Source organism: Butyricicoccus faecihominis (assembly GCF_024462775.1).
In the GTDB taxonomy this organism is placed as follows: Bacteria; Bacillota; Clostridia; order Oscillospirales; family Butyricicoccaceae; genus Agathobaculum; species Agathobaculum faecihominis_A.
In genome coordinates this window covers 93736-107910 of record NZ_JANGCE010000001.1, presented here as the reverse complement: position 1 = coordinate 107910, position 14175 = coordinate 93736, and the positions used below count along the sequence as shown (strand labels likewise).

Sequence of the window (14175 nt, the reverse complement as noted above, 5' to 3'; positions counted from 1 at the left end):
TCCTTTCAGTAAACGGAAAAGCTCCGTTCTTTCCAATATCTATAGTATACCAAAAAAAGAGCCGCCTGCATAGAAAAAAATAGTCTATTTGCCGAAAGGTTTATGTGGTGCGCTGCTTTGCCGGACGCGGCGGCGCCGTCACGCCGGGCAGCATGCGGTAGAACCGGTCGATCAAACGCATGCCGAAATATAAAAGCGCGATCTCGACCGGCAGCATGAGCAGATTTTTGGGTACGCGCAGCACCAGCAGCGCTCCCATTGCCTTGCCTCCCGTGATTGTCAGCCACAGGGTATTGAGGCCGATGTTGCAAAACAGATTGATGCAGGCTTTCGCGCCGATCGCGCGCCATACGGTGAGCTTGCGCGGATAAAGCCACAGCCCCCAGATCAAACCGGCCGCGATGGCGGTGACGGTAAAGCCCGGGAAATAGCCGCCCATGGTGAAGCCGCCAGCGAAATAGCCGAGCACATCGGTCGCAATGCCGCCCAGCATGGCCACCGTGGGCCCGAACAGCATGCCGATCGCCGCGTTACACAAAAAGCCGAAGCCGATCCGCAGATTGGGCGGCAGCTTGATCGTGAGGCCCAACAGATCGAGCGTGAGATTCACCGCGATGAGCAAGGCCGTGAGCGCCAGACAGCGCACACTTTTCAGTTCGTGCAGCGAGCGGATAAAGATATTTTGTTTTTTGGACATAGAAAAAGACACCTCCATAAAAATTCTCTGTTGCCACAGCGATTTAGGAGATGCCTAAACAGTTGCAGCAGCGGGATGCGATCACTTTACCGCAAGGAATTACTCCCTTTCGTCCGCCGAACAACTCCCCGTCTCGGCGGCACTTAACGCAAAATGATCTACTCTGCTTTTTCTGCCTTTATTCTATCACGAATCTTTCACTTGTCAATACCAAAGATATGGCGGATGGTACGGCAAACGCCGTCTTCATCGTTAGAGGGGCAAATGTATTTTGCCGTTTTTTTGAGTGTGTCGTGCGCGTTTTCCATGGCGTACGATTCGCCGACCGACTGCAACAGCTCCAGATCGTTCAGGTAATCGCCAAACGCCATGCAGTCCTCCGGCGCGATGCCGAGCGCTTCGCACAGCGAGCCGATGGCCTGCCCCTTGTTCATGCCCGGCCGCATCAGGTCGACCCAGTCCGCGCCCGAGAGCGCGACCTGCGCCTCGGCGGCAAAAGGCGCGAGCGCGGGCAGCACGGTCGATTCCGCTTTGCGCGAACAAAAGACCGCGACCTTGCATACCGGTTCCCGCTCCGCTAAGCGCAAAAGATCGGGCGCATAGCGGCGGCGCGCGTAATAATGCGCCATATTTTCAAGAAATACGCCGTCCTTTTCGTTTTCGTAAAACGCGCCTTCCCGGCAGGCCAAGATCGCCGACGCGCCCGGAATTTCACGGGCCGTTTCGACCGCACGCTGTACCACCTCCGCCGGCATGGCGGAAAAGGATATGATCTTTGCACCGTCGCACACCATGGCGCCGTTTTCGCTGATATACACGAGTTCGTCCGCCATGGGCGCGAACATTTCGCGCAAATTATAATACTGCCGCCCGGACGCGGGCGCAAAGCGCACGCCCTGCTTTTCCAGCGCCCCGATCAAAGGAAACAGATCGGGAGAAAGCTGCTTATCACTATCCAGCAGCGTGCCGTCCAGATCGGCCGCGACCAGTTTGATCGCCATGATACTTCCACCTTTCTTCTCTTGCTTACAGGAACAAACCGCCCACTTGGTAGATGACAAGCGCGACGATATAGGCCAGCCCGGTTTGGAAAGCGGCCGCGCCGAGCGCCCAGCGCCAGCCGCCCATTTCGCGCCGGATCGTCGCGAAGGCGGACATACAGGGCATGTATAGCAGCGTAAACGTCAAAAACGCATAACCGGAAAGCGGCGTGAAAACCGTGCCGATCAGCCCGGACAGCATCGCGCTGTCCCCCGCCGCGCCGTAGAGCACGCTCATCGTCGAAACGACGGCCTCCTTCGCGACAAGGCCGGTCAGCAGCGCCACGGATTCCTGCCAGTGTCCAAAACCGAGCGGACCGAACACCGGCGCGATCGCGGCGCCAAGCACGCCCAAAATACTTTCCGCACTGTTACCCGCCACGGCGAGCGACAGCGTGAAGTTTTGCAGCAGCCAGATGACCACGCTCATCAAGAAAATAATCGTACCTGCCTTGGTGATAAAATCCTTGGCCTTCTGCCACATATTGAGCACCGTGCCCTTAAAGGAGGGCATGCGGTAGGTCGGCAGTTCCAGCACAAAACCGGAGGAAACGCCGCGAAAAACAGTTTTCTTTAAAATGAATCCCGCCAATATGCCGACTAAAATACCCAGCACGTACAGGCTGAGGATGATCAGCCCTTGATGCTCTTTAAACACCGCGCCCGCGACAAGGGCGTACACCGGCAGCTTGGCCCCGCAGGACATGAAGGGCGTGAGCATGATGGTCATGCGGCGGTCCTTCTCGTTTTCCATCGTACGGGCGGCCAGCACGGCGGGCGTGGTACAGCCAAAACCCATCAGCATGGGCACGAACGATTTGCCCGAAAGGCCGATGCGGCGCAGCAGCGTGTCCATGATAAAGGCAACGCGCGCCAGATAGCCGGTGTCCTCCAAGATCGAAAGGTAGAAAAATAAAATGACGATCTGCGGCAAAAAGCTTAAAACGCCGCCCACGCCGCCGATCACGCCGTCGCACAGCAGACCGATCAGCCAGCCCTGCGCATTGACCGTGGTGAGCGCGCCGCGCACCGCGGGCGCCAGCAACCCTTGCAGCAGATATTCCATCCCATCCGCCAGCGCCGAACCGATCGGCCCAAAGGTGCTCCAAAACATGAGGAACATGAAAAATGCAAAGATCGGCAGCGCCCAAAACCGGTGCAGCACGATTTTATCGATCCGCTCGGTCACGGTGATTTTTCGTCCGTGCGGGTGGCGGTAGCTTGCCGCCACGATCTCTTCTATGTAATCATAAAGCGCGTCCGCCAGCACCATTTCGTTGTCTGTCGAATTGGCGTGGCTGTGCATACCGGCCGCGATGGCGTGCAGCTCATCCCGCGTTCCGCGCGGCAGATCGACCTGTTCGCGCATTTTTTCGTCGCCTTCCAGCAGCTTTGCCGCGTAAAACGACAGGCTGCACCGACGCAGCGGCAACGGCTCCAACAAGGTCGCCGCGCGGCGGATCGCCGCGCTCACGCCGTGCAGATAAGCCGGCTGGCGCGCGGGCGGACGCATTTCACCGGTTATGGCCGAGAGCAGCTCGTCCATATTCTCGCCCTTTTTCGCGCTAATCGGCACGACCGGCACGCCGAGACGCTCGGATAGCGCGGCGCAGTCGATCTCGATACCTTGCGCGCGCACATCGTCCATGAAGCCAAGGGCAACGACCATGGGAAGACCAAGCGCGATCAGCTGAAGCGTCAAATACAGATTGCGTTCGATATTGGCGGCGTCAACGATATTTAAAATACCGTCCAGCTCGTCGGAAAGAACGTATTCCCGCGCAATGATTTCTTCTTGCGTGTAGGGGGAAAGCGAATAGATGCCGGGCAAATCGACCAGTTCGACCGAGGTGCCCTTATAACACACGCCGCCGCTTTTCCGATCCACCGTTACGCCGGGCCAGTTGCCCACGTGCTGGTTTGCGCCGGTCAGCCGGTTGAAGAGCGTCGTTTTACCGCTGTTTGGGTTGCCGATAATGGCAAGGGTTCTTTTTTTCATCGGCTTTGCTCCAACACGATTTTTTTCGCTTCTTCACGCCGCAGGGAAAGGCTGTAGCCCCGCAGCCGCACGGCCACGGGGTCGCCAAACGGAGCGATCCGCTCCATCATAACGGGCACGCCCTTGGTAATGCCCATATCAAGAAAGTGGCGCTTGAGCGCCCCCTCCGCCGTGATCTGCGCGACGACGCCGACCTCGCCGGGACGCAGATTGTTCAGTGTTTTCATGGTTTCCCCCGCTCTTCTGTTCGCATTCGCTAACCGCTAATATTGTACGCCGCCAAGCGCTACTTGTCAAGGCGAGCGGCGGACAACCGCAACAACACAAAGCTTTCGCGAAGCGCGGCAGCAACGCCCCCGGCCGCACAGGCCAAGGGCCCGCCGCGATAGAACGCAGCGGGCCCCGATTGATGCCGTTATTTTATGTGAACAGAAACCCGATGGCGCTGGAAAAAGTATGCGCGGCGTTGTAGGAAGCGATCAGCCGTTCCACCGGCAGCACGCATAGCAGGCAGACCAATATAGCGCCGGAGATCGCCGCGAACCGCACGATGCCGAAGCGCTTGCACTGATACGCGATCGCGCTCAAAAAGACCAGCGCCAGCCAGACGAGGAATACCGTTGCCACCACGCGTTTTACCGTTAGCCCATAGGCCGCGATATAGAGCCCCATTTTGCTCATCGCTGTCGCGCAAAGCAGCAGGGAGAGCGCGCTCAGCGCGACGCTGCCTAGGCGCAGCGCCCGATTTTTCTCATCCTCAGCGCGGCTGAACAGGTGCGTTACCAGCAGCAGGCATACGTTAATTACGCCAATACGGCAAAGCTCAAAAAAGCCTTGCCGCGCGTAAGCGGCGTGGGAAAAGGTGGCCGGCAGGCGGCCGGAAAAACCGGAAAACAGATACCCGCCCTGCAACGCAATAAACAGGGCATAAGCCACGCATACCAGCATGAGCGCGGTCACGCTCGCCAACGCGGGAACCAAATGCGCCTTTTGCGCCATCCGCCGCACGGTAGCGCGGTCATACGGTTCGGTATGAACTCCGCGCGCCGCGCCATAGCAGGCGGCATATACCCACGCGCCGACCGGCACAGCCAGTATAAGACGCAGCAGCACATCACCGCAGTTGTTCAGGAACCACGTTCCCGTTTTCCGTATGCCTTCGGCAAACATCTGATCCGCGCTGGCGAGCAGCGGAAGCACCAACGCAAGCAGCGGCACCGCGATACATACGCCCAGCAGCACCATGCCCACCTGCCGCCGCGTTTTTCCGCCGCCCCGCTTGTCGAGCAGCGCGCGAAACGCCGCGGGGAAATTGGCGGCCGGCACGACGAGCAGCGCGGACAGACAATCAAACGGCAGCCAATTACCGGTTTTGCCGCCGTACAGCACGCCGGCGGCCGACAGGGTCCAATAAAGCGCAACGCCGTGCAGTAGGAATATCTGGAGCGTTGGCGCTAGGCTCCACAGCGTGACCGGCAAGCCAAGACTGAACAGCACCGCCAGCCAAAACCAGCTTTCCGCTCCGGGACGGCGTCCCCGCAGATACAGATAGGTCAACACGAAGGCCGCGTATCCAACCGTGATCAGCGCGATCAGCGGGCTGGTCATGGTTTTCTCAAACGACCAAATATAGAAATAGCCGAAGGCGAAAGCCAAAACCGCGAACAGCGTATCCGTCCGATCACAGGCAAAGGGCGGCTTTTGGGGCGATGCCTGAGGCGTTTTGGGTATAGAAACCTGAGGCGCGCGGATCTCGCCGCTCGCCGAAGTGATATTCGGTTGCATGGTTTATTCCTCCGTATAATCCAGCAGGTCGGCCGGCTTACAGTCGAGCGCCTTGCAAAGCGCTTCGAGTGTGGAAAAACGAATGGCCTTGGCCTTGTTATTTTTCAGAATAGAAAGATTGGCGGGGGTGATGCCGATGCGCTCAGCCAGCTCGCCTGCACTCATCTTGCGGCGGGCCATCATCACATCGATATTGACCACAATGGGCATATCGGCAATTCCTTTCTCAAATTGTAAAATCGTTTTCGGCCTTGATCGCCACCGCTTCGGCAATGACGTTTTTGACCACGCGCAGGATCAGGCCGACGAACGCCGCCATGGCCGACAGCGCGAAAAACAGGAAATCGTAAAACCCGCTCGCAAATAGAACCGCCGCCGCGCCGATGCAGCACCACGAGATCGCGCGCAGACAGCGTACGTTCGTTTGAACGAACACCTCTCCCCTGCCGATATTGCGCAGGAGCCGGTGCAGCTGCCACAGCACCGCGGCGGCAAAAGGCGCCGAGCAATAGATGCTGGCCAAATAAAACGGCATTAAATAGGCGTGGTAGCCCAGCCGCCAACCCAGCAGCTTGGGTGCAAAAATGCAGACGGCGATAAGCGCCGCGAAAAACAGGATAACGCTCACGCGGGACAACACAAGGCTTTTGTCCTTCGTCCAGTTCATGCGATTTCCTCCCTTGATGTTTACTAGGATCATCATACCATACAGCTTGTTGTATTGCAAGTATTATTTATCGTTTTTCGATAAATAATTGTTGATATGCAAAAAGGAGAACTCCCTTTCGGGGAGTTCTCCTGCTTTTGATCTAAACGGACGTGTTACCAAGGCAGCGCGGGTTCGGCGGCGATTTCGCCGTCCATTCGCAAGTTATCCTCCGGTTGCGCCGCCTTCGCCGTGGCGCTGTATGCTTCGATCAGCGCCGTGGGCGTTTTACCGAGCGGGTAACGCAGGACAAAGTAATTGTTGCCGCGCTTGCTGACAGCTACCACGCGCACATCCGTTACCTTATCGAATGCAGTCTCGATACTGTCATCGCTATTCCACATTCTAAATATCTCGATATTGACCGCATCCTTCAGCATCTGCGCCACATCGGTTGGATCGGTCACATCGGCCTGCCAGGTTTCCTCAGTTAGTGGTGAAATCTCTATCAATCGGACATCATCCACTGTTAACGGTTGCGGCGTAATGCCGGTAAACTTCTCAATCAGTGCCAGCGTTTTGGTATCCGCACGGGTGACGGTCGCACAACCCGCATGTTCCACATAGGACCTGCCATCTTCCCATTTTTCCTGATAGCCCAGATTCAGGCATAGTGTGGGCACTGACGTATCGGTTCGGGACAACACTTCCTCGCGCAGAGTATCCAACACCTGCTGCACCTGCTCTGCCTCAAAAATCACACCCTGCGTTCCGGTGCCCTGCTCGTTTATGACTTCGATCGCGGCTTGCTCTTTACCTGTCGCACCCGCGGGGTCATATGTGAAGAGCTCCCACTTGCATTGCTTATACTCCGCAGAAGAGGTAACCTGACGCTGCAGCGCCGTCAATTCTTCTGTTAAAGGGATGGTGTAAGCACGGTTTACGATATGGCCATTAGTCAATTGATACGAAATCGTCACGTAATCAAACCGTGGCCCATCGTCCTCACCGTATGCTGCCTTTTTCATCTCTTCCACGGTATCTACCACTTCCACGCCCATTTCTGCGATTCGACGAACCGCACTGATGTTCTCCGCTGTTTTCAGCGCCGGGGGCGTGCCTGCATTTAAATCGACTGCCGCGATCTTATCTTCCGCAGGCAGATAATGGTCGTAACCAATCACATCGGCTCGCAGGAGCAGACAAAAGCCAACCAGAACCAATAGTATCACTGCAAGGTGAATTGGCTTTTTAAAGATCGCGTGAAAATCAAATGCGTAAATAATCTCGATCAGGAAGTGGAATAACACCGCGCCGATGATCAGTCCCGGCCAGAACCAGAACCCGCCGGATATCGCCTGAAACACCAGACCGGCCGCCAAGCCCATGATCAGACACATCACGATCTTAAGCGGTGTCTTGAGCGGTTCAAACGCAAGAGCCAGACCCGAACGCTCACTTTTGCGAATGCGGTAGAGGAACAGGCATAAAAGCGTAGCCAGTACCGCCACAAGAAGATAAACGCCATGCAACGCGCCGGCAGATAATCCCGCCGCATCAGACGCGCTGCTATATTGCAGACCGTCAAACGCAAAGCTTTGTAATGCCGGAGAAAGGCGCAGCGCCATTGTGCTGTCCATAACTGAATAAGCGTAGGTTCCGAAAAACATACGGCACAGGTTAATTTTAAGAGCGCCGATCACCGCCGGTCCAAACAAGAACCAAATCAGAAGAAGAAGAGAAATAATCGTGTTGCCGCACAAAATAGCCGACAACGCCGACAGCGCGTATACTACAATAAAAATAACCAGCATACTAACAATCGTGCTGCCGATATAACTCCACCGAATCGCTTCGCCAAAGCCCATGGCGCTCGTACAACCAAGCGTAAGCGCCAGCACAATTAAATATACCGGCACAACATATAATATGCCTATTACAAAGCGATTGAAAAACTGCCGCGTGCGGGAAATCGGCAGCGCGTGATAAAAATCGACCCGCTGGCGCGAATGCAGATAGCTATACGCCGCCACGCCGCATACCACAGCGAGCACCAGAAACATAAGTTTAAGTAACGGATTATAGCCGCCGATCATACGGCCCACGTCATCCAAGGCGTTTTGCCAATATATTGCCGCGTCTGCTGTGCCCAGCAGTCCCTCCGCGATCTGCTTTTGCCGTTCCAGCGCACGCTGCATTAGCATCAATACAGGCAGGGTAAGCGTCATTAAAAATCCAAGGGTGGAAAGGACGACGCACCAGAGGTTCCGGCGCAGGCCGTCGCACAGGAGCGCGCCCTCAGAAAAGGAGTGTTTTGATGTCATATCCAGCCACCTCCGTTTCATTGATAAATATCTCTTCCAGCGTCAGCGGGAGCAGCTCGAAGAAAGTAGGGTCCATCCCCGCGACGCGGGCTTGCAGCTCTTCGCGCCCACCGCGCGCGGTCAGCGTATACAGCGAACCCCGCTGGTCGAGGTGCAGCACGTTGATTCCCTCCCACGCATCCTTTTCCGGCGGCGTGCGGAACACGATCTGCATTTTAAACATGCCAAGCTTCATTTCGTCCAGATCGCGGGAGAACAGAATGCCGCCGCGGTGCAGTAAACCCACATGATCGCAGATATCCTCCAGTTCGCGCAGGTTATGGCTGGCGATCACGGGCGTTAGGCCGCGTTCGGCCACATCCTCCGCGAACAGGCTTTTGACCGCCTGCCGCACGACCGGGTCAAGGCCGTCAAAGGTTTCATCGCAAAATAAGTAGTCCGCTCCGGCGCATACGCCGCAAATGACAGACACCTGCTTTTTCATACCCTTGGAAAAGGTACGGATCTTGCGGGTCTCGTCGATAGCAAAGGCGTGTATCAGCTTTTGATAGCGCGCCTCGTCGAAACGCGGATAGTATTTCTTATAAAAGTCCTTGATCTCCGCCGGCGTGCCGTTCGGAAAAAAGAACTGTTCATCGGAAATGAAAAAGCAGCGCTGCTTTAAGGCCACATTTTCAAAGATTGCGGCGCCGTCGATCTCCACCGTGCCTTCATCCGGCGCCAAAATACCGGCCAGCATGCGCAGGAACGTGCTTTTGCCGGCGCCGTTGGAACCGATCAGGCCAAAAACCGAAGCGTCCCTTATTTCGGCGTCCACATGGTCAAGCGCGGTCAGTCCGCCAAAATGCTTGGTGGCGTTTTTCGCCGTTATCATCGTTTGTTCTCCCCTTTCGTCTGTATCCAGCTGTTCAGCCGCGCGTCGTCCGCGCCAAGATCGCGCGCCACCGCTACAAGCGAGCGCACCTCACGTTCGATCTCGCTCAGCCTGCGTTCCCGCAGCGCGGAAAAATCGCCCGATACAAAATTGCCCCTTCCCTTCGCGGCATAGACCACGCCGCGCTGCTCCAACTCGCTGTACGCACGCTGGATCGTATTCGGGTTAATGGAAAGCTCGGTAGCCAGCTGGCGCACGCTGGGCAGTTGACTGTCCGGCGCCAACACGCCGCGCAGCACGAGCTGCTCGATCTCATCCGCCACTTGCTCATAAAGCGGCCGGGCGTCCCGGTAATCGATCTGTATCACGAGCGCGCCTCCTTTCTTCTCACTGTATCATCTGTACTATTTGTGTTAGTACACTTCAAATATACCCGCTTCCTCCCGTCTTGTCAATAGCTTTTTTCGCGCGCCTGTGCTATAATGGCAAAAAAACACTTGGGGTGAACATGAAATGGTGCATATCGGAAACGAATGGGACGACCTGCTCGCGGACGAATTCGAGCAGGAGTATTATAAGAAAATACGCTATTTCTTGAAGAAGGAATATGCGGAACAGACGATTTTCCCGCCTATGAGCGATATTTTCAACGCGCTGCGCTATACCTCTTTTTCGGATGTAAAGGCCGTGCTGTTCGGACAGGATCCCTATCACGGACCGGGTCAGGCGCATGGGCTGTGCTTTTCGGTAAAAGAAGGCGTACAGCCGCCGCCGAGCCTGCAAAACATTTTTAAGGAACTGCACGACGATCTGGGTTTTGACGCGCCGCCGAACGGCACGCTGACCAAATGGGCCAAACAGGGCGTATTGCTTTTGAACACCGTGCTCACCGTGCGGCAGGGCTTTGCCAACAGCCACAAAAATTTGGGCTGGACCACTTTTACCGATCATGTGATTCAGCGGCTGAACGAACGCGAAAAGCCGGTGGTCTTTCTGCTATGGGGCGCGGGCGCCCGTTCCAAAAAGCCGCTCATCACCGCGCCGCAGCATCTAATTCTGGAGTGCGCGCACCCCTCTCCCCTCTCTGCGTTCAACGGTTTTTTCGGGTGCAAGCATTTTTCCAAATGCAACGCGTTTCTAGAACAAAACGGCATGGAACCGATCGATTGGAATCTCAATACGCCGTAACAAAAACCGCCGCGAGGATTGTCCTCGCGGCGGTTTTTGTTACTTTTTGTACATATCGCTGATGAAGAGGCAGCGCATGATCGCGAGCAGCCCCTGCGCGATCAGGACAACCGCCACGAGCACGGCGATCGCGACCGCCGCGACGAGCGGCTTGATAAAGGTAGCGACGCCGAGCGCCGCCAAAATAATACCGATCACCAACGACCAGCCCCATGCCATGGAGCCGAACCTTCGGAGAATGGAGGCGTTGACCAGCTTGGTAAGCCCTGAAATCACCGCCCATACCGCAAAGATAAACGGCAATAGCGAAGTCGCGATCCAGCGGTTACATAGAAACGCCAGGCCGATCAAAACATCGACCAATCCATCCGCCAAAAACCAGCCGGATGCAAGATACGCGCGGCGGCGCGTTACATAAACGATCAAATTCGCGCCGCCGGATACCAGCAGCGCCAGCCCCATCATAAACGCGATGGAGACCAGCGTGGCGTCCGGATGGATGATAAAATAAACGCCTGTTACAACCAGAAACAAACCGGCGGCGCCCCACAAAGCGCGGCTGACTGAATCCTTCACAGAAATCCCTCCCCGCTGTCCTTAGTGTGTGATAAACGCTGTTTACTTCATCGAGCCCAGCGTGCCCCAGTTTTCAAATTCGCTGTAGGTAAGGTATACCGCGTCCTTCGGCAAGCCCACGGTCTGCTCCAGCAGCTGGAACACCGCTTCGGTGAATCTCTTTTTGCTTTCAAATTCCGCGGCGCGGTAGCACTTTACATCCACATAGGCCAGTTCCCGCTGCACGCCCGCCAAATACATGGCGTGCCCGTCCGCGATGTCCACCATCAGCCGGCTTTCGTCCTTGCCGGGAATGAGCGCGATACGCTCGCCAAGGCCCGATTTCAGTTCATCCTTTTGCTCCTGCGACAGCGCGCAGGAGGTGCGAATTGCAATATACGGCATAATTTAAGCGCCTCTTTCCTTATATTTCTTTCATTATAGCACGCTTTCCGTCACCCGGCAAGCCTGTGTCCAGCTTGGTACAGTTTTGAACGCTTTGTTAACTTTGTACATTTTACAGCACAAACGGCCGAAAATGTGATATGATATTGCCAGCAAATTATCACCCGTCGGATCGGAAGTGTATTTTATGAATATCAAGTGTACCCAAAATATTTTCCGCAGCGCCAACGGTGTGTCCAACGTCACCTATTACATCCTTGTACCCGAAGGCGTCACGGTGAACGGGATCGTCCAAATCTCACACGGCATGTGTGAGTATTTTTCTCGTTATACCGCCTTTGCAAAGTATCTTTGCAGCCTCGGCTTTATCGTTTGCGGGAATGACCATATCGGACACGGCGCATCAGTCTCCCGCCCGGGCGAACTCGGCTTTTTTGCCACAAAGGACGGCTGGCGGTATCTTGTACGCGATGTGCAGCAGTTGACCGACCTGATGCAGGGCCGCTACCCCGACCTGCCCTATTTTCTTTTGGGGCATTCAATGGGCTCGCTGATCGCCCGCCTGTACCTGACCGAATACGGAGAGCGGCTTTCCGGCTGTATCCTATCCGGCACCATCGGTCCCAACCCCGCGGCGGCCACCTGCGCCCATCTGGCCGATTCCATCGCCCGCTCGCGCGGCATGACCTACCGAAGCGGCTTTCTCTCAGGCCTGACCTACAAGGGCTATAACCGCCGCATCAAGGACGCGCACAGCGTTTTTGACTGGCTTTCCAGAGATGAGGACGTCGTCGCCCTATACGAATCCGATGCCAAATGCAATTTTGTCTTTACCGCGACCGGTTTCCGCGATTTATACACGCTGTGCTTTAAAGCGAACGCCGCGCATACGTTCCGCGCCACGCCCCGCTCGCTGCCGCTGCTTTTCCTCGCAGGCGACGGCGACCCGGTCGGCAAATACGGGGACGGCGTGCGCCGTGTCGTCGGCCTGTATCGCGGCGCCGGCGTGCGGGGTATCGATGTAATCTTTTACAAGGACGCCCGCCACGAAATTTTAAACGAGCTGAACCGGCTTGATGTATATGGCGATATCTCACGCTGGCTGGAAAACCGGCTTGCCGGTGAGACCGCACCCGAAGAAGCTGCAAACTGACCCTATTTCTGCGCCGCTTTCCCCAAGCGGCGCTTTTCCTTTGTAATTTCTTCCAAAGTTACCGTCCCAATTTCTGCAAATCTGTACAACCGCTCTCTGTTTTTCGCGCGCAAAACGATTTATAATATAAAAGGAGACAAGAGGATTTAAAAAAACATCCGCTGGAGGTGCTTTGCAATGTACGATGCTTATCTTGACGATTTGCTTCATGTGGACAGCTATGGCTGTATCTTCATGTACGCCACCCACAAGGATTTGACCACCGCGCCGCGCCATATCATCCGCATGACCGAACCGGTCGACCCGCGTGTGCTGCTGGCCGCTGTGCGACAGGCGCTCGAGCGTTACCCGCAGTTTGCGCTGGGCTTGACGCGCGGCGACACGAAATACGCCTATCGCCTGCTGACCAAGCCGCCGGTCGTGCTGCCCATGGAGGATATTTCGCCCTACTACATTGGTTCAGACGATACGAACGGTTATTTGTTCCTTTGCGGCTACAAGGAAAGCACGATCTATCTGGAATACCAGCACTGTACATCGGACGGGCGCGGGTTCGACGCTTTTATCCGCACCATTCTGTTTTATTATCTGCGCGGCATGGGGCATGACGTGGTAAACGACGGCTCGATCCGCACCAAGGAGACCGCGTTTACCCCCAGCGATTGCGAGGACGGCTATCTGCGCCTGCGCGGCATGCCCCAATCGGACGCCGAGCACCACGAAGACGTGCCCGCCTTCCATATGCCCGAGTACGACTCGTCGAGCGACGAGGACGAGCTAACCACCGAGCTGACGCTTTCCCTGCCGAAAGTATTGCACTACACCAAGGAAAACGGCGTTACGCCCATGACCTTTTTGATGACCGCGCTTTCTATGGGCATGTACCGCACCTATTACGAAGGCACTGACCGCAAGGAGCCCATCATCGCCGAGATCCCGATGGACCTGCGCGCCTATGTGAAAACAACGACGACGCGTTTCTTTGTATCCCTGCTCGATCTGCCCTTTTTCTACGATTATTTTAGCCTGCCGTTTCTGGAAGCGTGTCAGGCCTGCAAGGCGTATTTTGATACGCAGCGCCATTTACCGCACGCCGTTTACTGGGCGCTGAAAAACGCGAACCGTGTGGCGAGCTCGCACAAGAGCGACATGCCGATCGATGAAAAAGAGCAAATGATGCGCCAGCAGGCGCGCGATTACATACGTCGCGACAGCTTTATCCTTACCAACATCGGCGCTTTTAAGGTGCCGCCCGAGATGGAAGCGCTGATCGCCGATTATTCCGCCATTCTGCCATGCGCCTTCCAGCCCTTCGGCGTGCTGGTCAGCTCGTACAAGGATGTGCTGAAGGTCTCGCTCTCTCAGCGGGATTTCAATTATAAGCTTGTTGAAAATGTGCGCGCCGTGCTGCGCGAGATCGGCTTTGAGACCGACGCGATGCCCTACACCTACCACGTAACCCGCTACGACGGCATGCATTTAGCGAAAGACGAATAAAAGAAAGAAGGT

15 protein-coding genes and 1 riboswitch are annotated in these 14175 nt (G+C 56.0%); of the genes, 3 read left to right on the top strand and 12 right to left on the bottom strand.

What is annotated here, in order from left to right:
* Positions 1-100 precede the first annotated feature (100 nt).
* The 10 genes from NE562_RS00540 to NE562_RS00495 all read right to left on the bottom strand — a co-directional run bounded on the left by NE562_RS00540 (position 101) and on the right by NE562_RS00495 (position 9733).
* Entirely contained in the window at positions 101-697 is a 597-nt protein-coding gene (locus NE562_RS00540; protein ID WP_280960434.1) for a folate family ECF transporter S component, read from the bottom strand.
* A 66-nt stretch (positions 698-763) separates the two neighbouring features.
* A riboswitch (THF riboswitch) is annotated at positions 764-865 on the bottom strand.
* Between the two features lie 29 nt (positions 866-894).
* A complete protein-coding gene (locus tag NE562_RS00535) occupies positions 895-1698 on the bottom strand; it encodes an HAD family hydrolase (protein ID WP_280960433.1) in 804 nt (267 codons plus the stop codon).
* Between the two features lie 25 nt (positions 1699-1723).
* Complete coding sequence (gene feoB, locus NE562_RS00530; RefSeq protein ID WP_280960432.1) at positions 1724-3736, bottom strand: ferrous iron transport protein B; 2013 nt, start codon at positions 3734-3736, stop codon at positions 1724-1726.
* Positions 3733-3963: a FeoA family protein gene (locus NE562_RS00525; RefSeq protein WP_280960431.1), complete on the bottom strand. Its 231-nt coding sequence runs from the start codon at positions 3961-3963 to the stop codon at positions 3733-3735. Before NE562_RS00525 ends, feoB begins: the two co-directional genes overlap by 4 nt.
* A gap of 193 nt (positions 3964-4156) precedes the next feature.
* Entirely contained in the window at positions 4157-5521 is a 1365-nt protein-coding gene (locus NE562_RS00520) for a DUF4173 domain-containing protein (RefSeq protein ID WP_280960430.1), read from the bottom strand.
* 3 nt (positions 5522-5524) lie between these two features.
* A complete protein-coding gene (locus tag NE562_RS00515) occupies positions 5525-5731 on the bottom strand; it encodes a helix-turn-helix domain-containing protein (RefSeq protein ID WP_280960429.1) in 207 nt (68 codons plus the stop codon).
* 16 nt (positions 5732-5747) lie between these two features.
* Entirely contained in the window at positions 5748-6188 is a 441-nt protein-coding gene (locus tag NE562_RS00510) for a DUF2975 domain-containing protein (RefSeq protein ID WP_280960428.1), read from the bottom strand.
* Between the two features lie 155 nt (positions 6189-6343).
* Positions 6344-8491, bottom strand: coding sequence for a hypothetical protein (locus tag NE562_RS00505; RefSeq protein ID WP_280960427.1), 2148 nt, complete (start codon positions 8489-8491; stop codon positions 6344-6346).
* Positions 8466-9365, bottom strand: coding sequence for an ABC transporter ATP-binding protein (locus tag NE562_RS00500; RefSeq protein WP_280960426.1), 900 nt, complete (start codon positions 9363-9365; stop codon positions 8466-8468). The genes NE562_RS00505 and NE562_RS00500 overlap by 26 nt, the downstream gene beginning before the upstream one ends.
* On the bottom strand, positions 9362-9733 hold the full coding sequence (locus NE562_RS00495) for a GntR family transcriptional regulator (RefSeq protein WP_280960425.1): 372 nt from the start codon (positions 9731-9733) through the stop codon (positions 9362-9364). The genes NE562_RS00500 and NE562_RS00495 overlap by 4 nt, the downstream gene beginning before the upstream one ends.
* Before the next feature lie 145 nt (positions 9734-9878).
* Here NE562_RS00495 and ung point away from each other — a divergent pair, with 145 nt between their 5' ends.
* Positions 9879-10553 carry a uracil-DNA glycosylase gene (gene ung, locus NE562_RS00490; RefSeq protein ID WP_280960424.1) on the top strand — a complete coding sequence of 225 codons (675 nt, stop codon included), beginning with the start codon at positions 9879-9881 and terminating at the stop codon, positions 10551-10553.
* A gap of 39 nt (positions 10554-10592) precedes the next feature.
* On the opposite strand, the gene NE562_RS00485 is transcribed toward ung, so the two are convergent.
* The gene (locus NE562_RS00485) at positions 10593-11129 is read right to left on the bottom strand and encodes an HdeD family acid-resistance protein (RefSeq protein WP_280960423.1); all 537 of its coding nucleotides are present in this window, start codon (positions 11127-11129) and stop codon (positions 10593-10595) included.
* A 42-nt stretch (positions 11130-11171) separates the two neighbouring features.
* On the bottom strand, positions 11172-11513 hold the full coding sequence (locus NE562_RS00480; RefSeq protein ID WP_280960422.1) for a phenylpyruvate tautomerase MIF-related protein: 342 nt from the start codon (positions 11511-11513) through the stop codon (positions 11172-11174).
* Between the two features lie 187 nt (positions 11514-11700).
* On the opposite strand from NE562_RS00480, the gene NE562_RS00475 reads away from it, so the two are divergent.
* On the top strand, positions 11701-12666 hold the full coding sequence (locus NE562_RS00475; RefSeq protein ID WP_280960421.1) for an alpha/beta fold hydrolase: 966 nt from the start codon (positions 11701-11703) through the stop codon (positions 12664-12666).
* Positions 12667-12843: 177 nt separating this feature from the next.
* Complete coding sequence (locus tag NE562_RS00470) at positions 12844-14163, top strand: hypothetical protein (protein WP_280960420.1); 1320 nt, start codon at positions 12844-12846, stop codon at positions 14161-14163.
* Positions 14164-14175 lie beyond the last annotated feature (12 nt).

What these genes read in the sequence shown, in the direction of transcription:
- NE562_RS00520 (WP_280960430.1), bottom strand. Translation starts at nt 5,521, where the DNA reads ATGCAACCGAATATCACTTCGGCGAGCGGCGAGATCCGCGCGCCTCAG.
- NE562_RS00535 (WP_280960433.1), bottom strand. Translation starts at nt 1,698, where the DNA reads ATGGCGATCAAACTGGTCGCGGCCGATCTGGACGGCACGCTGCTGGAT.
- NE562_RS00510 (WP_280960428.1), bottom strand. Translation starts at nt 6,188, where the DNA reads ATGAACTGGACGAAGGACAAAAGCCTTGTGTTGTCCCGCGTGAGCGTT.
- NE562_RS00515 (WP_280960429.1), bottom strand. Translation starts at nt 5,731, where the DNA reads ATGCCCATTGTGGTCAATATCGATGTGATGATGGCCCGCCGCAAGATG.
- ung (WP_280960424.1), top strand. Translation starts at nt 9,879, where the DNA reads ATGGTGCATATCGGAAACGAATGGGACGACCTGCTCGCGGACGAATTC.
- feoB (WP_280960432.1), bottom strand. Translation starts at nt 3,736, where the DNA reads ATGAAAAAAAGAACCCTTGCCATTATCGGCAACCCAAACAGCGGTAAA.
- NE562_RS00475 (WP_280960421.1), top strand. Translation starts at nt 11,701, where the DNA reads ATGAATATCAAGTGTACCCAAAATATTTTCCGCAGCGCCAACGGTGTG.
- NE562_RS00540 (WP_280960434.1), bottom strand. Translation starts at nt 697, where the DNA reads ATGTCCAAAAAACAAAATATCTTTATCCGCTCGCTGCACGAACTGAAA.
- NE562_RS00480 (WP_280960422.1), bottom strand. Translation starts at nt 11,513, where the DNA reads ATGCCGTATATTGCAATTCGCACCTCCTGCGCGCTGTCGCAGGAGCAA.
- NE562_RS00470 (WP_280960420.1), top strand. Translation starts at nt 12,844, where the DNA reads ATGTACGATGCTTATCTTGACGATTTGCTTCATGTGGACAGCTATGGC.
- NE562_RS00525 (WP_280960431.1), bottom strand. Translation starts at nt 3,963, where the DNA reads ATGAAAACACTGAACAATCTGCGTCCCGGCGAGGTCGGCGTCGTCGCG.
- NE562_RS00500 (WP_280960426.1), bottom strand. Translation starts at nt 9,365, where the DNA reads ATGATAACGGCGAAAAACGCCACCAAGCATTTTGGCGGACTGACCGCG.
- NE562_RS00505 (WP_280960427.1), bottom strand. Translation starts at nt 8,491, where the DNA reads ATGACATCAAAACACTCCTTTTCTGAGGGCGCGCTCCTGTGCGACGGC.